The sequence below is a fragment of the Mesorhizobium sp. AR02 genome (assembly GCF_024746835.1).
Taxonomy (GTDB): domain Bacteria; phylum Pseudomonadota; class Alphaproteobacteria; order Rhizobiales; family Rhizobiaceae; genus Mesorhizobium.
The window spans coordinates 2,698,186-2,716,580 of the sequence record NZ_CP080531.1 but is presented as its reverse complement, the minus strand read 5'-3'; the positions used below and the strand labels follow the sequence as shown (position 1 = coordinate 2,716,580).

Annotated in this window: 22 protein-coding genes; 12 read left to right on the top strand and 10 right to left on the bottom strand. The window is 64.0% G+C overall.

What is annotated here, in order from left to right; all coding sequences use genetic code 11:
* Positions 1 to 75 precede the first annotated feature (75 nt).
* Both ligD and DBIPINDM_RS17115 read right to left on the bottom strand, forming a co-directional pair.
* Entirely contained in the window at positions 76 to 2,568 is a 2,493-nt protein-coding gene (ligD, locus tag DBIPINDM_RS17120) for a DNA ligase D (RefSeq protein ID WP_258588342.1), read from the bottom strand.
* Between the two features lie 12 nt (positions 2,569 to 2,580).
* Positions 2,581 to 3,450 (bottom strand): Ku protein, encoded by an 870-nt coding sequence (locus DBIPINDM_RS17115; RefSeq protein WP_258588341.1) that lies wholly within the window; start codon positions 3,448 to 3,450, stop codon positions 2,581 to 2,583.
* Between the two features lie 377 nt (positions 3,451 to 3,827).
* Here DBIPINDM_RS17115 and DBIPINDM_RS17110 point away from each other — a divergent pair, with 377 nt between their 5' ends.
* The 6 genes from DBIPINDM_RS17110 to DBIPINDM_RS17090 all read left to right on the top strand — a co-directional run bounded on the left by DBIPINDM_RS17110 (position 3,828) and on the right by DBIPINDM_RS17090 (position 8,124).
* On the top strand, positions 3,828 to 3,968 hold the full coding sequence (locus DBIPINDM_RS17110) for a hypothetical protein (RefSeq protein ID WP_202357002.1): 141 nt from the start codon (positions 3,828 to 3,830) through the stop codon (positions 3,966 to 3,968).
* Between the two features lie 263 nt (positions 3,969 to 4,231).
* A complete protein-coding gene (locus DBIPINDM_RS17105; protein WP_258589292.1) occupies positions 4,232 to 4,669 on the top strand; it encodes a thiol-disulfide oxidoreductase DCC family protein in 438 nt (145 codons plus the stop codon).
* Between the two features lie 20 nt (positions 4,670 to 4,689).
* A complete protein-coding gene (locus DBIPINDM_RS17100) occupies positions 4,690 to 6,216 on the top strand; it encodes a DUF4166 domain-containing protein (RefSeq protein WP_416361761.1) in 1,527 nt (508 codons plus the stop codon).
* Between the two features lie 14 nt (positions 6,217 to 6,230).
* Positions 6,231 to 6,362: a DUF4166 domain-containing protein gene (locus DBIPINDM_RS43630; RefSeq protein ID WP_416361782.1), complete on the top strand. Its 132-nt coding sequence runs from the start codon at positions 6,231 to 6,233 to the stop codon at positions 6,360 to 6,362.
* A 141-nt stretch (positions 6,363 to 6,503) separates the two neighbouring features.
* Positions 6,504 to 6,872, top strand: coding sequence for a YciI family protein (locus DBIPINDM_RS17095; RefSeq protein WP_258588340.1), 369 nt, complete (start codon positions 6,504 to 6,506; stop codon positions 6,870 to 6,872).
* A 7-nt stretch (positions 6,873 to 6,879) separates the two neighbouring features.
* Positions 6,880 to 8,124, top strand: a complete 1,245-nt coding sequence (locus tag DBIPINDM_RS17090; RefSeq protein WP_258588339.1) for an RNA polymerase sigma factor — start codon at positions 6,880 to 6,882, stop codon at positions 8,122 to 8,124.
* Between the two features lie 3 nt (positions 8,125 to 8,127).
* Here the strand turns inward: DBIPINDM_RS17090 and DBIPINDM_RS17085 are convergent, their stop codons facing one another.
* From DBIPINDM_RS17085 to hrcA, 6 genes are all read right to left on the bottom strand, one after another.
* Positions 8,128 to 8,754 (bottom strand): glutathione S-transferase family protein, encoded by a 627-nt coding sequence (locus DBIPINDM_RS17085; RefSeq protein WP_258588338.1) that lies wholly within the window; start codon positions 8,752 to 8,754, stop codon positions 8,128 to 8,130.
* Positions 8,755 to 8,895: 141 nt separating this feature from the next.
* Complete coding sequence (cysK, locus tag DBIPINDM_RS17080; RefSeq protein WP_258588337.1) at positions 8,896 to 9,876, bottom strand: cysteine synthase A; 981 nt, start codon at positions 9,874 to 9,876, stop codon at positions 8,896 to 8,898.
* A 180-nt stretch (positions 9,877 to 10,056) separates the two neighbouring features.
* Complete coding sequence (locus DBIPINDM_RS17075) at positions 10,057 to 10,674, bottom strand: LysE family translocator (protein ID WP_258588336.1); 618 nt, start codon at positions 10,672 to 10,674, stop codon at positions 10,057 to 10,059.
* A gap of 283 nt (positions 10,675 to 10,957) precedes the next feature.
* Positions 10,958 to 12,325, bottom strand: coding sequence for a PQQ-dependent sugar dehydrogenase (locus DBIPINDM_RS17070; RefSeq protein ID WP_258588335.1), 1,368 nt, complete (start codon positions 12,323 to 12,325; stop codon positions 10,958 to 10,960).
* 100 nt (positions 12,326 to 12,425) lie between these two features.
* Complete coding sequence (locus DBIPINDM_RS17065) at positions 12,426 to 12,623, bottom strand: hypothetical protein (RefSeq protein ID WP_010912574.1); 198 nt, start codon at positions 12,621 to 12,623, stop codon at positions 12,426 to 12,428.
* 90 nt (positions 12,624 to 12,713) lie between these two features.
* The gene (gene hrcA, locus DBIPINDM_RS17060) at positions 12,714 to 13,796 is read right to left on the bottom strand and encodes a heat-inducible transcriptional repressor HrcA (protein ID WP_258588334.1); all 1,083 of its coding nucleotides are present in this window, start codon (positions 13,794 to 13,796) and stop codon (positions 12,714 to 12,716) included.
* Between the two features lie 157 nt (positions 13,797 to 13,953).
* Between hrcA and rph the strand changes: the two genes are divergently transcribed.
* The 6 genes from rph to DBIPINDM_RS17030 all read left to right on the top strand — a co-directional run bounded on the left by rph (position 13,954) and on the right by DBIPINDM_RS17030 (position 17,858).
* Positions 13,954 to 14,670 (top strand): ribonuclease PH, encoded by a 717-nt coding sequence (gene rph, locus DBIPINDM_RS17055; RefSeq protein WP_258588333.1) that lies wholly within the window; start codon positions 13,954 to 13,956, stop codon positions 14,668 to 14,670.
* Positions 14,671 to 14,853: 183 nt separating this feature from the next.
* On the top strand, positions 14,854 to 15,264 hold the full coding sequence (locus DBIPINDM_RS17050) for a VOC family protein (protein WP_258588332.1): 411 nt from the start codon (positions 14,854 to 14,856) through the stop codon (positions 15,262 to 15,264).
* A complete protein-coding gene (rdgB, locus tag DBIPINDM_RS17045; RefSeq protein ID WP_258588331.1) occupies positions 15,264 to 15,926 on the top strand; it encodes an RdgB/HAM1 family non-canonical purine NTP pyrophosphatase in 663 nt (220 codons plus the stop codon). Before DBIPINDM_RS17050 ends, rdgB begins: the two co-directional genes overlap by 1 nt.
* Positions 15,923 to 17,086, top strand: a complete 1,164-nt coding sequence (gene hemW, locus DBIPINDM_RS17040; RefSeq protein ID WP_258588330.1) for a radical SAM family heme chaperone HemW — start codon at positions 15,923 to 15,925, stop codon at positions 17,084 to 17,086. The genes rdgB and hemW overlap by 4 nt, the downstream gene beginning before the upstream one ends.
* 82 nt (positions 17,087 to 17,168) lie before the next feature.
* A complete protein-coding gene (locus DBIPINDM_RS17035) occupies positions 17,169 to 17,492 on the top strand; it encodes a hypothetical protein (protein ID WP_258588329.1) in 324 nt (107 codons plus the stop codon).
* A gap of 42 nt (positions 17,493 to 17,534) precedes the next feature.
* Positions 17,535 to 17,858: a low molecular weight protein tyrosine phosphatase family protein gene (locus DBIPINDM_RS17030; protein ID WP_258588328.1), complete on the top strand. Its 324-nt coding sequence runs from the start codon at positions 17,535 to 17,537 to the stop codon at positions 17,856 to 17,858.
* 98 nt (positions 17,859 to 17,956) lie between these two features.
* Here DBIPINDM_RS17030 and DBIPINDM_RS17025 read toward each other — a convergent pair whose 3' ends face one another.
* Together DBIPINDM_RS17025 and DBIPINDM_RS17020 are read right to left on the bottom strand one after the other, a co-directional pair.
* Positions 17,957 to 18,145 carry a hypothetical protein gene (locus DBIPINDM_RS17025; protein ID WP_258588327.1) on the bottom strand — a complete coding sequence of 63 codons (189 nt, stop codon included), beginning with the start codon at positions 18,143 to 18,145 and terminating at the stop codon, positions 17,957 to 17,959.
* A gap of 7 nt (positions 18,146 to 18,152) precedes the next feature.
* Positions 18,153 to 18,338: a hypothetical protein gene (locus DBIPINDM_RS17020; protein WP_258588326.1), complete on the bottom strand. Its 186-nt coding sequence runs from the start codon at positions 18,336 to 18,338 to the stop codon at positions 18,153 to 18,155.
* Positions 18,339 to 18,395: the final 57 nt, after the last annotated feature.

Here is an 18,395-nt window from a genome sequence, read left to right as displayed (position 1 = left end):
ACCTTCGTCATCCTAGGGTCTGCGCCGCGTCGCTTCGCTCCTTGCTTCGCCCTAGGATGACGAAGTCGAGTAGGCTCACCCCCGCTTCAACACCTTCGCCTGCTCGAAAAACCCCTTCCACGGATCGGCTTGCGCCAGCTGCTTCAGCGTCGTCTTGTCGCCGATTGGAAAAGCATTCGGCGCCAGCCCGGCCTCGATCTCGGCCCAGGTCACCGGCATCGATACGGTCGCCCCCTTCTTGGCGCGCGACGAATAGGGCGCGACCGTCGTCGAGCCCCTGCCATTGCGCAGATAGTCGACGAAGATTTTGCCGGTGCGCGCCTTTTTCGACAGCGTCGCCGTGTAGCGGTCCGGGGCACCTTGTTCCAGCGCCTTGGCGAAATCATGCGTGAAGGTTTTCACCGCCTCCCAATCCGCCGATGGTTTTAGCGGCACCAGCACATGATAACCCTTGCCGCCCGATGTCTTGACGAAGTTCGGCAGCGACAATTCGTCGAGCTTGCCACTGATATCGAGCGCCGCCTCGCGCACCGCTTTCACCTCGACGCCTTCATCGGGGTCGAGGTCGAAGATGATCTGATCCGGCTGCTCCAGCTTGTCGATCGTGCAGCCCCAGATGTGGATTTCCACAACGCCATATTGGACGAGCGCTGCGACCCCGTCGAAATCCTTGATGAACAGGATCTCCTCGCCGTCCGTCGGGTCTTTCATCCTGGCAATCTTGTCGCTCATGCCGGCCGAGGCGTGTTTCTGGAAGAAGCGCGGGCCACCAACGCCGTCCGGTGCCCTGACCAGGCTAAGCGGCCGGTTGATGACGAACTGCTCCATGCGCGGCCAAACCTCTGCATAATGCTCGAGCAGGCCCTGCTTGGAGATCTTTTCCTCTGGCCACAGCAGCTTGTCGGGGTGGGAGAGTTTTACACTGGTCGTCATCGCTCCGGCGGATTTACCGCCGCCGCTTGACGCCGGCTTGGCCTTGCCTGTCGCTGCCTTGGGCTTTTCCTGCACAACGTCCTCCGCCGGCTTGTCCTCGCGCAGCCCCTGGAACGAGGCATGGCGTATTATACGGTCCGAGGTCCAGCTGCGAAACTCCACTTCGCCGACAAGCTCCGGTTTGATCCAGACCAGGCCCTTGCCCTTCGGCACAGCCTTGTCGAAAGGCGAAGCCGTCGCCTTCAGCGCGTCGAGTTTTTTCTTGAGCTCTGTGGCACCCTTGGCGGAGAACCCGGTTCCGACACGGCCGGCATAGTGCAGTTTGCCGCCCTCGTAATAGCCGACCAGCAGCGAGCGCAGCCCGCGCCCGGTCTTGTCCGACGGCAGGTAGCCGCCGATGACGAATTCCTGCCGCGCCGTGCATTTCGACTTCACCCAGGTCGGGCCGCGCCCGCTGCGATAGGGTGCGTCGGCACGCTTCGAGACGACGCCTTCCAGCCCCATCCGGCAGGCATGCTCCAGCATGATCTTGCCGGGCTCGGAAAAGTGGACGGAGAAACGCACCGCCGCATTTTCCGGCTGCTTGCCGAGCAGCTCCTGCAAGGCCTGCTTGCGCTCGACCAGCGGCTCGGCGCGCAAATCCTTGCCGTCGAGACGCATCAGGTCGAACGCGTAGTAGAGGAAACGGTTCGTCCGCTTCGCCGACAAATCCTGCTGCAGCAGCGCGAAGGAGGAGACGCCGCTGTCGGCCAGCACGACAATCTCGCCGTCGATGATGGCGTCGCTGCATTTCAGCGCTGCCAGTTCCGCAGTGATTTCGTCGCCGAATTTCTCCGTCCAGTCGAGGCCGGTACGGGTCAGCAGCCGCACATCGGTGCCGGCGATCTGCGCCTGCATGCGATAGCCGTCGAATTTCACCTCGTGCAGCCAGTCCCTGCCCGGCGGTGCATCCCGCTCCAGCGTCGCCAGTTGCGGTTCGACAAAGTCGAGGCGCTTGCTGGCCTTCGCCTTGCTGGCGGCCGGCTTGTTGGAATGCCAGACTTCGGGCTTTTGACCCTTGGCCGCCTTGCCCTCGCCGACCTCTTCGATCGTCAGGCCCGACTTCACCGATTCCGGCTTCTCCTTCAAAATATCCTCGCCCGGGCGCGCGGCGATATCGTCCGACTTGATCAGCAACCAGTTCTCGCGCTTTTCGCCCGGGCGCGGCTTCAGCCGCACCAGGTGCCACAGCCCATGCAGCTTGTGGCCCTTGAGCTCGAAGCTGATATGACCCTTTTTCATCGCCTTGGCCGGGTCGATCTCGGGCACCCATGTCCCCTCGTCCCAGACAATGACCGTACCGCCGCCATATTCGCCCTTCGGGATCGTGCCCTCGAACGGCGCATAGTCGATCGGATGGTCCTCGACATGGACGGCGAGCCGCTTTTCATGCGGGTCGAGGCTGGGGCCGCGCGTGACCGCCCAGCTCCACAGCACGCCGTCATGCTCGAGGCGAAAATCGTAGTGCAGTCTCGTCGCGGCATGTTTCTGGATGACGAAGATGCCGCCGGCTTTCGTGCCGCGAACAACCTTGCCGGCCGGCTCCGATGTCTTCTTGAAATCGCGCTTGGCGTGATACGGCTCAAGGCTTGCCATGGCTTGGTGTCCTCAGGCCGATTTGCGCTTGGGCGCGGCTGCTTTCGCCTTGGCGCGTTTGGCTGCCGGTTTGGCTTTCGCGGACGATGACGTCGTTGAGCCCGAATCCGACGACAGGCTCTTCTTCAACGCGTCGAACAGGTCGACGACGTTGGAGGGTTTGGGCGCCGCCTTGGCTTTCGGTGCCTGGTGACCGGCCTTCTTGGCGCGGATCAGCTCGAGCAGCGCATCCTCATATTTGTCGTCGAATTTCGAGGGATCGAACTTCGCTTTTTTCTTGTCGATGATGAGTTCGGCGAGCTCAGTCATTTCCTGATCGGTCTTCACCGCCTTGATCTCGCTGAACACGGCGTCCGGCTGGCGCACCGTATTGTCGTAGCGCAGCGTCGTCAGCACCATGCCCTTGCCGAGTGGCTCGATGACCACGGGACGCTCCCGGCTGTAGAGCACGATGCGCGCCAGCCCGGCCATTTTCTTGCCGGCCATGGCGTCGCGGATGACTGCAAACGCTTCCTCCGAGACCTTGTCGGCCGGCGCGACATAGTAAGGCGTGTCGAGATAGATCTGCTGGATCGAGGCTTTGTCGACGAAACCGTCAAGCGCCATCGTGTGCGAGGACTCGATCTGCACCGCCTCGATCTCGTCTTCCTCGATCTGGACGAAATCGCCGTCGTCGAGTTCATAACCCTTGATCTCGTCGCCATCGCCCAACGGCTTGGCAGTTTGCGCATCGACATAGATGCGCTTCACCGTGTTGCCGGTCTTGCGGTTCAGCACCCGGAACGAGACCTTTTCGGTATGGGTGACGACATTGGTCAGCTCGACCGCACAGGTGACCAGCGACAGCTTCAGATAACCCTTCCAGGCTGGGCGCGGTGCCATGGCAATTTCCCTTCAGCAATCAGATGAAGGTGAGAACGGCCAGGGCCCGCTCCAGTTCCGCCGGTGCGTGACATCAGGCATGCCACGCGCGGCCGAGCCATTGTGGCGGCGAGAACGGAAATTTCACGGGCGCTGGAGAAATTGAAACAGAACCGCGTGCAGGCGACATTCAAACGAAACATATGTGATGCAAAAGTCACACTGGACGGAATGGCGACAAAGAGCACGGAAACACCCCGAATCAGCCGCATTCCGGCCACGAAGCAACGGGTTTTCGACCAGATATTAACATCGTGTTCACCGACTATTCACGCCTCGGCGCTATGATGTCCGTCAATCGGAAGGGACATCCGAAAATCGGGACAGGGACAGGGTAAATGAACTTCCTTACGCACCTCATCGGCTATGCCGCCGCCATCCGCGAGTTCGTCGCGCCGACCTACCGGCCCGAGCGCTACTACATGCGCGGTCCCGGTCCGGCTTGCGCCCGCCGTGGCACCTCGCTGGGCGTGCACTGACCATGACCTTCGAGAGCCGCCACAACAGCCGTATCTGCAGGCCGGGTGCCGACTCCCGTGCCACCACCTATCGTTCCGAGCGCCCGGCTCTGAGCGACAGGCGGCGTGCGACATCGCCACGTCTTTGATCCCGCCTCCGGCTGGCCTAGTGTCCCAGGACACGAGCAGCCGAGGCCCGCGTGACCGACCTTCCCCAGTCAAGTCTGCCCCAATCACGTCTGTCCAAGTCGAATCTGGCCAAGTCAAATCTGGCCAAGTCAAATCTGGCCAAGCCCGGTCCTCCCGCTGAACCATCTTTCGATGCAAGCCATCCGCTGATCGTTTTCGACGGCGTCTGCGTGCTGTGCTCCGGCTTCGTGCGCATGGTGGTCAGGCTCGACCGCAAAAACCGCTTCCGCTTCGCCACCGCGCAATCGCCCTTCGGCGAAGCGCTGTTCCGGCAACATGGGCTGCGCACGGACAGTTACGAAACCAATCTCGTCCTCTTAGACGGCCTTGCGTTTACGAAGCTCGACAGCTTTGTCGCGGTGATGTCGGAACTCGGCTGGCCGTGGCGCGCGGCGAAGGCGCTGTTGCTGCTGCCGCGCCCACTGCGCGACTGGCTTTACGAGCGCATCGCCAAGAATCGCTACGCTCTGTTTGGCAGGAAGGACAGTTGCGACATCCCGTCGCCCAAACTGCGCGGGCGGATGATCGGCTGAAGGCTCTGGGGGGAGCATGCATGAAACTTCTCATTGTCGGCGGCTACGGCACCTTCGGCGGACGCATCATTCAGCTGCTGGAGAGCGAACCGCGCCTGACGCTGATCGTCGCCGGCCGCTCGCTTGCCAAGGCCGAGGCTTGGTGCGGAGGCCGTGGTGCGGTCGCCGCGCAATTGATACCGGCCGCGTTCGACCGCGATGGCGATCTCGCTGCGCAGCTGACGTCGCTATCGCCAGACACGCTGGTCGACGCCAGCGGCCCGTTCCAGGCCTATGGCGAGGAGCGCTACCGGCTGATCGAGGCCTGCATCGCCAAGCGCGTCAACTATCTCGATCTCGCCGACGGGTCGGATTTCGTCGCCGGAGTGCCGGCCTTCGATGCGGCCGCCAAACGGGCCGGGCTGTTCGTGTTGTCCGGCGTCTCCAGCTTTCCAGTGCTGACGGCGGCGGTGGTGCGCCGGCTGTCCTCTGACATGGCGCGCGTCGACACGATCAAGGGCGGCATCGCACCGTCGCCCTATGCCGGCGTCGGCGAAAACGTCATCCGGGCGATCGCGGGCTATGCCGGCCGGCCGGTCGGTCTGGTGCGCGACGGCGCCAAGGCGCAAGGCCATCCACTGACCGAACAGATGCGTTATACCATCGCGCCACCGGGCCGCGTGCCGCTCAAAAATACGCTGTTCTCGCTCGTCGACGTGCCGGACCTGCGGGCGCTGGGAGAATTGTGGCCACAGGCGAAAACCATCTGGATGGGTGCCGGGCCGGTGCCCGAAATCCTGCACCGTGCCTTGATCAGCCTTGCCTGGCTGGTGCGCATCGGGCTGGTGCGCTCGCTGTCGCCGCTCGCCCCGCTGATGCATTGGGCGACCAACCGGCTGCGCTGGGGCGAACATCGCGGCGGCATGTTCGTCCTGGTCGAAGGCGCTGACCGGGTCGGAAAGCCAATCAAGCGCTCATGGCATCTTTTGGCCGAAGGTGATGACGGGCCGCTAATCCCGTCCATGGCGGTCGAGGCACTGGTGCGCAAGGCGCTGGACGGCCGTGTGCCCCTACATGGCGCCCGCGCCGCCGTGAACGATCTCGAGCTTGCCGATTATGAGGCCTTGTTCGCGGGCAGGACGATCCATACCGGCTTTCGCGACGACACGGCCGGCGGCCCGGACAAACCGCTCTATGCGGAGCTGCTCGGCGAGGCCTGGCAAGGCTTGCCCGAAAAAATCCGCGCCATGCATGATCGCACGAAAACGGCCGAAGGCCGCGCCAGTGTCGAACGCGGGTCAAGCATTCTTGGCCGACTAATGGCCTGGCTGGTCGGCTTTCCCAAGGCGAGCACCGATATTCCGGTGCGGGTCCGCTTCGATGCCGACAGGGAGGAAGAAACCTGGACGCGGACATTCGGCGCACACAGCTTCTCCAGCCGCCAGTTTGCGGGGCGGGGGCGCTCGCAGCGCCTGTTGTGCGAACGCTTCGGCCCGCTGACCTTCGCCATGGCGCTGGTGACCGGGGAGGGCAAGCTGTCGCTCGTCCTGCCGGTTGGAGTGTTCTAGGCCTGCCCTTGCCGATGTGGCTCTGCCCGCGCTCGACCTCCTTCGAAACCGTCGAGAATGGCCGCTTCCGCTTCCATGTCGAGATTTCGCACCCGCTCACCGGGCTGATCGTGCGCTATCGCGGCTGGCTCGAACCGGTTGATTAGCAATGGGTGCGAGCTCTCCGCTTGCGCCGTGCCCGCTCAAGGCCGAAAGTTTTTTCCACGGCCTGTCGAAATCGGTTGCCGCCGCGCGACATACGTCTGGCCCCGCAAGGACGCGGCCTTCGAAACCACGGGAGAAGACCCATGCGATACATGCTTTTGATCTATAGCGACGAAGCCGCGATGGTGAATGCGCCGCGCGAGAAGACCCAGGAGATCCTGGCGGCCTATGGCGCTTACACCGAAGCGTTGAAGCAGTCAGGCACGTGGCTGGCCGGCGACCGGTTGCGCCCGACCCAGGCAACCACCTCGGTGCGGATCGCCGACGGCAAGACCAACGTGCTCGACGGCCCCTATGCCGACACCAAGGAGCAGCTTGCCGGCTTCTACATGATCGAGGCGGCCGACATCGACACCGCCATCGACTGGGCGGCGCGCTGTCCGGCAGCCAGCCTGGGCACGGTCGAGCTGCGACCGATCTGGGAAATGGCCGAATACATCTCGGAGAGATGACCGGGTGATGGACAGTCGCCCGGAGATCGCCCGGGCGGCCGCCGAGGCCGCCGCCCGGCAGAGCTATGGCAAGCTGGTCGCCTGGCTCGCCGCGCGCACGCGCGACGTGGCCGCCGCCGAGGATGCGCTGGCCGACGCCTTTGCCGCCGCACTTGAACGCTGGCCGAAGTCAGGCGTGCCTGAAAGACCGGAAGCCTGGCTGCTGGCCGTGGCGCGTCGCCGCCGCGTCGATGCGATGCGGCGCCGGCTCACCCGAGAGGCGGCCGGCGATCATCTCCAGTTGATCGCCGAAGAGATGGAGGCGCGCATGACCGAGGAGGACCTGCCCGACGAGCGGCTGCGGCTGATGTTTGCCTGCGCGCATCCGGCGATCGAACCGGGCGTGCGGGCGCCGCTGATCCTGCAGACCATTCTTGGCTTCGATGCCGCGACGATCGCCTCCGCCTTCCTGGTCTCGCCGGCAACGATGGGCCAGCGCCTGGTGCGCGCCAAGACCCGGATCCGCGAAACCGGCATTCCGTTCCGCGTGCCGGAGCGTGCCGAACTCGGCGAACGGCTGGATGCCGTGCTGGAGGCGATCTATGCGGCTTTCGCCGAAGGCTGGTCCGATCCGGCCGGCACCGAGACGCGGCGCCGCAACCTTGCCACCGAAGGCATCTGGCTTGGCCGCCTGGTGGCCACGCTGATGCCGGAAGAGCCGGAAGCACTCGGCTTGCTGGCGCTGATGCTGTTTGCCGAGGCCCGCCGCGCCGCCCGGCGTAGCGCCGAAGGCGACTTCGTGCCGCTGGCCGAACAGGATTGCGACCTATGGGACCGCGCTCTCATCGATGAGGCGGAGGCGCTTCTTTCCCATGCCGCGGCGAGCGGTGTCGTCGGCCGCTACCAGCTCGAGGCGGCCGTCCAGTCTGCCCACGCCGCGCGGCGGCTGACCGGCCGCACCGACTGGGCAGCGATCCGCGCACTCTACGACGCGCTGTTTTCGATCGTCGGATCGCCGGTGGTGGCGATCAACCGCGCGGTGGCGCTTGCCGAGACGGAGGGCGCCGTGGCGGGGTTGGCGGCGCTTTACGTGCTGGGCGACGACAAGCGGCTCAATGAGTATCAGCCCTATTGGGCGGCGCGGGCCGGTCTCCTGGCCAGGCTTGGTCAGGTGCCGCAGGCAACCGAAGCCTATGATCGCGCGATCGGCCTCGAGCGTGATCCGGCAGTGCGCCGGTTCCTGCAAGGCAAAAGGGCAGCGCTGCGCAACTGACCTTCAGCCTGGCCACATCTCGTGCGACGTGTTGAGTGTCTTCATCAGCGGATGGCCGCGCAGCCTGGCCCAGAGCCGTTCAATGTTCGGCCAGGCTGCCCGCGCTCTGTCTATATCGGGATGCCAGGCTACGAGCATGACGAGATAGATGTCGGCCAGCGACATGGTCTCGCCGACCAGCCAGTCACGGCCTTGCAGAGCGGCATCGACAACGGTGAAGCCGCGGTCCATTTCGGCGACGGCCGCCTGCTTGACGGCTTTCGTGCCGTCGGCATCGGCCGTGTAGCGATGGGCGTAGTAGAGCCGCAGCACCGCCGGGTAGAGCACCGAGGACATGAACGCCATCCAGCGCAGGAAATCGGCGCGAGCCGGCGCGTCGACCGCCGGCGCCAGGCCGGCATCGGGATGGCGTTCGGCAAGCAGGATGCAGATCGCCGCCGATTCGGTCATCGAGCTTCCGTCCGGCAAGGTCAGCACCGGCACCTGGTTCAGCGGGCTGATGTCGAGGAAGGCCGGATCGGGCTGGTCGGACTTCGGCACGTCGATCTGTTCGAACGGCGCATTCGCCAAGGCGAGCGCCGCCTCGACGACGAAGCCGCCGCTGCCTGGACGGGTATAGAGCTTGTACATGAATTCCTCCCCCGGCCCGCGCAAGGCAGGCCGGGAGCGATATGAACCGGAAGCAGGGTGCTGCTCAAGCCGGGTCGCAGGCGCCACGGAAGGTTTTTCAGCGGGCCAGCAAAAGCGGCGGTCCGTCGAAGAGGCGGTGGTCTACGCCCCCAGCCCTTCGAACAAAATCGTCGACAGATAGCGTTCGGCGAAGTCGGGGATGACCACGACCAGGGTCTTGCCCTTGTTCTCCGGCCGCGAGCCGACGACGATTGCCGCTTGCAGGGCAGCACCCGACGAAATGCCGACCGGCACGCCTTCGAGGCGGGCGACGAGGCGCGCATTGGCGACGGAATCCTCGTTGGAAACCTTGACGATCTCGTCATAGATCGTGGTGTCGAGGATCTTTGGCGCGAAGCCGGCGCCGATGCCCTGGATCTTGTGCGGGCCGGGCTGGCCGCCCGACAGCACCGGCGAGGCTTCCGGCTCGACGGCGACGACATGCACAGAGGGCTTGTGCTTCTTCAGCACCTGGCCGACGCCGGTGATGGTGCCGCCGGTGCCGATGCCGGCGACGAAGATGTCGACCTCGCCCTGCGTGTCGTTCCAGATCTCCTGCGCTGTCGTCTTGCGGTGGATTTCCGGATTGGCGGGGTTTTCGAACTGCTGCGGGATGACGGCGTTGGGGATCGTCGCGGCCAGCTCGTCGGCCTTGGCGATGGCGCCTTTCATGCCTTTCGGGCCTTCGGTCAGGACCAGTTCGGCGCCGAGCAACGCCAGCATCTTGCGGCGCTCGACCGACATCGTCTCCGGCATGGTCAGGATCAGCTTGTAGCCCTTGGCGGCGGCGGCGAAGGCAAGCGCGATGCCGGTGTTGCCCGAGGTCGGTTCGATCAGCGTGGTCTTGCCGGGCGAAATCTTGCCGGCCGCCTCCAGCGCCTCGATCATCGCCACGCCGATGCGGTCCTTGACCGAGGCGATCGGGTTGAAGAATTCGAGCTTGGCGACGAGATTGGCGACGATGCCCTTCTCCTTGGCGAACTTGTCGAGCCGTACCAGGGGCGTGTCGCCGATCGTGTCGGTGATGGAACTGTAGATGCGGCCGCGGCCGGGGACGCGGGCGGAGGTGACGGGCTTGTTCATTGGTTTCGCTCCCAGGATTTCAGGCAAGTGGCATTGCAGCCGGCAAGATAGGGCTTTCAGCCGCGCAACATAAGCTGTCGGCCGGAAATATCCGAGTGGGGCCTGTGTCTAAAACGCCCTTGTCCCGGAAAAGCATTTCGCGGGGAAGCCTGCCCCCGGAATGTTTTGGCTGAAAGGGTGCTATTGACGGGCCGCGATCGCTGCTGCCGCGCCCACCATGAAGCCGGCGGCGGTGCGGTTCAGCACCTTCAGCGCGCGCGGCGATTTCAGGAACCAGCGCGCCTTGGCCGCCAGCGCCAGGTAAGGCACCAGGACGACGAACAGGACCACGACCGTCAGCGCGACGAGGATGCCGTAATCGGCCAGCGTGATGGTCTTCAGGTCGACGATGGTCGGCGTGATGGCGAGGTAGAAGATCATCGTCTTCGGATTGCCGAGCGTGACGGTGAGGCCGGCGACAAAGCTCGAAACCAGTCCGCCCTTGCCCTTTTTCGCTTCGACCGTTTCGGGCGTGATGCCGGCGGTCCAGAAGCGCCAGCCCAGAAATGCCAGATAGGCGACGCCAAGCCATTTGATGGCGAGGAAAACCATGCCGAAGGTCTGCGCGACGAAGGCGAGGCCGAGCACCACGGCGGTCAGATAGGTGAGATCGCCCAGCATCAGGCCGAAGGACATGGCCAGCGACGAGCGAAAGCCGGAGTCGAGCGCCCGCGCGACAAGCGCGGTGACGCCGGGGCCGGGAATGGCGGCGGCGATGCCAAGGGCGGCACTGTAGGCGAGGAAGCCGGTGAGGGTCATGCGAGTGGTTCCGGATAAGACGTCTTTTCGCATGGAACGGGCCACGATTGAATTCCCTGGGGGCGGAATCCATTGCACCAGCTATCTGGGACACGTGGAGAAGGCCCCCTCATCCGTCTCGGCGCTGCGCGCCGATCCACCTTCTCCCCGAGGGGAGAAGAGGAAGGCGCCAGCGCTAGCCGGCTCCTCTCCCCAACGGGGGGAGGTCGGATTGCCCCGAATTGCCTTTGCAATTCGGTTTTGGCAATCCGGGTGAGGGGGCTGCGCTGCCCAGCAAGACTCCTCAGGACCGCCCGCCATCATAGGTCACGCGCCAGATCGTGCCGTTGCCGTCCTCGGTCATGATCAGCGCGCCGTCGGCCGCCACCGCCACACCCACCGGCCGGCCCCACACCTCGCCATTCGAGACGACGAAGCCGGTCATGAAGTCCTCATATTCGCCGGTCGGCTTGCCATCCTTGAACAGCAGGCGGACGACCTTGTAGCCGGTCCTGTTGCCGCGGTTCCATGAACCATGCAGGGCGACGAAGGCATCGCCCCTGTATTCCTTGGGAAAGCCGGCGTCTGCAGGCAAGTCCTTGCGATCGTAGAAGGCGATGTTGAGCGGCGCCGAATGCGCCTGCATCAGCACATCGGGAACGGTTGCCTTGCCGGCAAGATCGTGGCGCGCGCCCTTATGGCGCGGATCCTCATTGTTGCCGATATAGTACCAGGGCCAGCCGTAGAAGGCGCCGTCCCTGACTGAGGTGGCGTATTCGAACGGCACATTGTCGCCGAGCGCGTCGCGCTCGTTGACGACGCACCACAGCACGCCGGTCGCCGGCTGGACGGTCATGCCCGAACAGTTGCGCAGGCCGGTGGCGACGATGCGGCCGTTCTTGCCGTCCGGGTCGAAAGCCTGCACGTCGGCGCGGCCGTCCTCGGAGCCCCACGTCGCGCCAAGCGGCTTCGACTTCACCCACGCGTCGAGGCCGCCATCCGGCGCCTTGCCCATGTCCTCGGCGACGTTCGAACCCGAGCCGACCGACAGATAGAGCGTCTTGCCGTCAGGCGAAAAGACGATGTCGCGCGTCCAGTGATGGTTCGAGGGAATGTTGTCGACAATGGTTTCCGGTTCGCCGGATGCCCTCAGGTCGCCCTTGCGGTAGGCAAAGCGCACAATGCTGTCGCTGTTGGCGACATAGACCCATTGCGGGTCATCGCCAGGCGGATAGAAGGCAATGCCATAGGGCTGGTTGAGATTGCCGGCGAAGATGCCGTCCTCGGCGGGCTTGGTACTGTCCTTGGTCAGGCGGTAGACGCGGACCTGATTGGCTTCGCTGTCGGCGACGAACAGGTCGCCATTGGGTGCTGCGCGCACGACACGCGGATTGTCGATGCCGGATGCGATCAGCTCGGCCGAAAAGCCCGGCGGCAATTGCGGCTTGGCACCCGCCGGCATGTCGGCAAGGCCAGGGCTGTTCGAGGCGGACTTGGTGACATAGGGCTTCGGCAGGTCTTCCGGCTTGATCAGGCGGCGCACGCCGGGCTTGTCGGCGCGCCAATCGCCGAAGGCGGCCGCGCCCCTCAGCGCCGGCTGGTCCGCCTGCTGGGCGAATGCCGCGCTTGTGAGAAAGAGTGCGGGAAGCACCAGTCCGGCCAATCGGATCATTTTGTCCTCCATCGGGTCGCGAAGGAAACCAACGGCCGGTTTGTCCCTGGGTTCCGCCTCACATGATGAGTTGAGGGAAACGAAAGTCCGGTTTCCCCGCTTATGTCCCGGCGGCGTAAAAATCGTCGTCGAGGCGTTTTTCCAGCGCGACGAGATCCGCCGGCAGCGGCAGGCCCATGGCCCGCATTTCCCGCAGTTTTTCGCGCAGCTGTTCCTGGATTTCGTGCTGGTCTTCCGGCTGGTTGACCATCTCCTCGAGCAGCAAGCTGATCCGGGCCTTGAGTTCTTCGAGCGCCATTCTTTTTCTCCTCGGCAGCCGTTTCGATTTTAGGACCAAGGTGTGGAGATTCAGGTCAGGCCGTTTGCCGGCCGGCTGAATATCAACATCTTAGCGCAACATGCGCGATATCAACTGCGCCGTATAATCGACCATCGGCACGATGCGGGCATAGTTGAGCCGGGTCGGGCCGATGACGCCGAGCGCGCCGACGACGCGGGCATCCTTGTCGCGGTAGGGCGCGACCACCAGCGACGAGCCCGACAGCGAAAACAGCTTGTTTTCCGAACCGATGAAGATGCGCACGCCCGATCCCTGCTCGGCGAGGTCAAGCAGCTGGATCAGCCCGTCCTGCGTTTCCATGTCCTCGAACAGATGCCGCAGCAGTTCGATGTCGGCCTGGGCAGTGACGTTTTCGAGCAGGTTGGCGCGGCCGCGCACGATGAGCCGCGCCGGCAGGCCGCTTTCGGCGCCGGCCCACACCGCCAGGCCCTTCTCGACGAGGTCCTGCGACAGCGTGTCGAGGGCCGCTCTCGTCTCTTCCTTGATGCGGGCGATCTCGACCCGCGCCTCGGCCAGCGTGCGGCCGCGAATATGCGCGTTGAGGAAATTCGACGCCTCGTGCAGCTGCGAGACGGTGATGCCGGCGGGCAGCTCGACGACGCGGTTTTCGACATCGCCATTTTGCGACACCAGCACGGCAAGCGCCTTGGTCGGTTCCAGCTGGATGAATTCGATGTGCTTCAGCGCCACCTCGTTCTTGGCGGCCAGCACTAGGCCGGCGCCGCGCGACATGCCAGACAGCATCTGGCTGGCCTCGGTCAGCATGTGCTCCAGCGTCGCGCCCGAGCCGGACGCCCGCACCTGAGCCTCGATGGTGCGGCGCTCCTCGTCGGAGAGGTCGCCAAGCTCCATGAAGGCATCGACGAAGAAACGCAGGCCGGCCTGTGTCGGCAGCCGGCCGGCTGAGATGTGCGGCGCGTAGATCAGCCCGAGATGCTCGAGGTCGCTCATCACATTGCGGATGGTGGCCGGCGACAGCGAGGACGGCAGGATGCGCGACAGGCTGCGCGAGCCGACGGGCTCGCCATCCCTGAGATAGGAATCGACGATGCGCCGGAAGATGTCGCGAGAGCGCATGTCGAGTGATTGAAGTGCAGGCGACTGCGAACTGGGTTCGATTGCCTTGGTCATTCGGCCAAAAACCTCCTTGTTCAGGATATAGACTTCGGTGCGGTGGGCGCAACCCGGTGTCTGTGTCAGATCACCCGGTCCGTTTTCCTTTGCGCGCTGCCCCCCATGCGTCTAAAAGCCGGCCACGAATCCGAAAAATGACTGGAAAGAAGCCTGAATGCGCCCCTCCAAACGCCAATTCGACGAAATGCGCGCCATCTCCTTCGAGCGCGGCGTCTCCAAGCACGCCGAAGGTTCGTGCCTGGTGAAGTTCGGCGATACCCATGTCCTGTGCACGGCAAGCCTCGAGGAAAAGGTCCCGGGCTGGATGCGCAATTCCGGCAAGGGCTGGGTGACGGCCGAATATGGCATGCTGCCGCGCTCCACCGGTGAGCGCATGCGCCGCGAGGCTTCCGCCGGCAAGCAGGGCGGCCGCACGCTGGAAATCCAGCGCCTCATCGGCCGTTCGCTGCGTGCCGTGGTCGATTTGCAGGCGCTGGGCGAACAGCAGATCACCGTCGATTGCGACGTCATCCAGGCCGATGGCGGCACCCGCACCGCCTCGATCACCGGCGGCTGGGTGGCACTGTATGACTGCCTGCGCTGGATGGAAGCCCGGCAGATGGCCAGTGTTTCGAAGGTGCTGAAGGACCATGTCGCGGCGATTTCCTGTGGCATCCATGACGGCCAACCGGTCATCGACCTCGATTATCTCGAGGATTCCTCGGCCGGCACCGACGCCAATTTCGTCATGACCGGCAAGGGCGGCATCGTCGAGATCCAGGGCACCGCCGAGGGCGAGCCTTTTTCCGAGGATCAGTTAGGGGAATTGATGGGCCTGGCCAAGAAGGGCATCCAGAGGCTGGTGAGTTTGCAGCAGATGGCGGTGGCTTAGGATTTAAATGCCGAGCTTGAACACCCCCCTCTGCCCTGCCGGGCATCTCCCCCGCAAGGGGGGAGATCGGCTGTGTTCGCGAGTTTCGCCAATCACCAACGTTGCAAGCCATAACCGAGCTTTGACGCTGCCAATCTCCCCCCTTGCGGGGGAGATGGCCGGCAGGCCAGAGGGGGGTGCCTCGTGATACCCTCCGCCATCCTGGAATCCGCTCTATACGTCACCGACCTCACGGCCGCCGAAGCCTTCTACACCGACATCCTCGGCCTCACCCTTCTCGGCAAGGTCGACGGCCGCCACCTCTTCTTCCGTTGCGGAGCCGGCGTGCTGCTCGTCTTCAACGCCGAGGCAACCAGGATCCCGCCGGCGCCCGACGCGCGGCTGAAAGTGCCACCGCATGGCACGGTCGGCGAAGGTCATCTCTGCTTTGCGGCGACCGCTGACGAACTCGCCGGCTGGAAAGCGCATCTGGGGGCCAAAAGAATCGCCATCGAAAGCGAATTCGAATGGCCGCAAGGCGGCCGTTCGATCTATATACGCGACCCCTCGGGCAATTCGATCGAGTTCGCCGAGCCGAGAATCTGGGGCCTTTGATGCATACTCTTGATGGCAAGAAGATCGTCGTCGCCAGCCACAATGCCGGCAAGCTGCGCGAATTCGCCGATTTGATGGGGCCATTCGGCTTCGAGGCGAAGTCGGCCAAGGACTTTGGCCTGCCGGAGCCGGACGAGACCGGCACGACTTTCGAGGAGAATGCCTACATCAAGGCGCTGGCCGCCGCAAAGGCCACCGGGCTGCCGGCGCTTTCGGATGATTCCGGCCTGTGCGTCGACGCGCTCGACGGCGCGCCCGGCGTCTACACCGCCAACTGGGCCGAAACCCCTGATGGTTCGCGCGATTTCGGCATGGCCATGCAGCGCACCGAAGTGGCGTTGCAGGAAGTCGGCGCCGCCGCTGTCGAACAGCGCAAGGGCCGCTTTGTCGCCGTCATCTGCCTCGCCTTCCCCGATGGCGAGGCAGAATATTATCGCGGCGAGGCCGAAGGCACGCTGGTCTGGCCGCCGCGCGGCGAGCTTGGCTTCGGTTATGATCCGGTGTTCTTGCCCAACGGCTTCGAAAAAACCTTCGGCGAGATGAGCGCCGAGGAAAAGCACGGCTGGAAACCCGGCCAGGCCACGGCACTCTCACATCGCGCCCGTGCTTTCCAGAAATTCGCCGAGGCACGCCTTAACTTGGCGAGATTGGGCTCGGCATGAGCATGCTGCTCGACCGCACGCCCGGCTTCGGCGTCTACATCCATTGGCCATTCTGCGCGGCCAAGTGCCCCTATTGCGACTTCAACAGCCATGTCCGCCACCAGCCGGTCGACCAGGAGCGCTTTGCCGCCGCCTTCGAGGCGGAACTCGCGACCATGCGCCAGCGCACCGGACCGCGCGACGTGACCAGCATTTTCCTCGGCGGCGGCACGCCCTCGCTGATGAAGCCGGAAACGGTAGCCAGGGTTCTGGACGCCGTGGCGAAGAACTGGACGGCGCCTGACGGTATCGAGGTGACGCTGGAGGCCAACCCGTCCTCGGTCGAGGCGGAACGGTTTCGCGGTTACCGGGCGGCGGGGGTCAATCGCGTCTCGCTCGGCGTGCAGGCGCTGAACGACAAGGATTTGCGCTTCCTCGGCCGGTTGCACAATGTCGAGGAAGCGTTGCACGCCATCGGGCTGGCGCGGGAGATCTTTCCGCGCCTGTCCTTCGACCTGATCTACGCCCGGCCCGACCAGACGCCGGAGGCTTGGGCATCCGAGCTCGAACAGGCGATCGGCCATGCCGCCGATCATCTGTCGCTCTACCAGCTGACCATCGAGGAAGGCACGCCCTTCCACGCCCTGCATGCGGCGAAGAAATTCATCATCCCCGACAACGACCACGCCGCCGATCTCTATGCGTTGACGCAGGAGATCACCACGGCGCACGGCCTGCCGGCCTATGAGATTTCCAACCACGCCAGGCCCGGCGCCGAGAGCCGGCACAATCTGACCTATTGGCGCTATGGCGAATATGTCGGCGTCGGCCCCGGCGCCCATGGCCGCTTCGTCGAACATGGCCGCCGCACGGTGACGATCGCCGAGCGGATGCCGGAAACCTGGGCCAACCTCGTCGAGGCCAAGGGCCATGGCGTCACCGGCGGCGAAATCCTGACGCGCTCGGAGGAGGCCGACGAGTTCCTGCTGATGGGGTTGCGTCTGGCCGAAGGCATCGACCTCGCGCGCTACGAGGCGTTTTCCGGCCGCGGCCTGTCGAGCGCCCGGCTGTCGACGCTGCAGGGCGAGGGGCTGGTGGCGCCCATAGGCAATGCGCGGCTCCGCGCCACACCGGCCGGCATGATCGTGCTCGACGCCGTGGTGGCGGATCTGGCGCGATAGGCCAAAAGGTAGTTTTCTGCCCAGGCAAAGATGCTACGGGCTTGGCTGAAAACCAGTATGCCGTTTCCGATGTGGGTGCACCATGAAGTATCTGATCCATGAGACGCTGCGCACGGTGAACACGGATGATGTCTTCGAGTTTGGATTGACCGAGATTTCGAAACCACGGGCCGACGAAGATTTCTATCAAGCCGATGCCGTAATTATCAAAAATCAGAAGGTTATATCGAGATTGAAGCCCTCTGGCATGACTGAGTTCGATGTAGTTCGGGGCTTTCTTACCTATGTCGGTATAAATCTGAGGGTGCTGCCGCGCGAGCACGCGGTGGAGTTTGAACTCTACGGACTGACACTTGACCAGTACATACCGCTGACCAAGTCGATACGCGAAATGTTCGATGAGTAATGTCGCAGCCGCAAGGCCGCGGAACCAGGAAGCCAACAACTGGTGAAAAACGTCCTCTTCGTCTGCAGCCAGAACCGCTTGCGCAGCCCGACCGCCGAGCAGGTGTTTTCCACGCGCCGGGATATCGAGGTTGCGTCGGCGGGGACCAACCACGACGCCGACACGCCGCTGACGCATGATTTGGTCGCCTGGGCCGACATCATCTTCGTCATGGAAAAGGCGCACCGCACCAAACTGCAGAAGAAGTTCAAGACGAGCCTGAAGAAGGCCCGAATCATCTGTCTCGATATACCGGACGATTACGAATTCATGGACCTGGAGCTGATTAGCCTTCTGAAGGCCCGCGTTTCTCGGTATCTGGGGTGAACCAGACCTTCGTCATCCTCGGGTCTATGCCGCGTCGCTCCGCTCCTAGCGTCGCCACGGCGATGACGAAGGCAGACAGTCTCGGCCAGTCGCAGGGGTCAGGCGTCGTGCTTGAAACGGCGCTTGCCGCGATCCTTCTCGGCATGCGCCGTTCCGTTCCGGGCCGGTTTGGCGTCAGCCTTTTCGCGGCGAACGCTGTGCTGGTCGTTCATCGGATGCGGGGGCACGCCTTCTCTGGCGGTTTTCGTTTCAAGACGGGTGATGAAGATATCGAAGCGATTGGGCATCGTTCGGTCAGTGCTCCGTCGTGCTGTCGGGTTCGTTGTCGGAAAGCCTGACATTCGTCGGCAAGGCGGTTGTCGCCCGCCTGGTCAGGCTGGTGTCGGTCTTGGCAGGCAGGCGCTTGTCCCTGGGGGCGGCAATGCGCTTGCGGCCGGCATAGTAAGGCTCGAAAGCGTCCTGTATCTTCAGGCTGTCCATCCTGTCCTCCTCCGGAATCAGGGGCTAAATCTGCCAATGCCGGTTTGGTTCCTTACT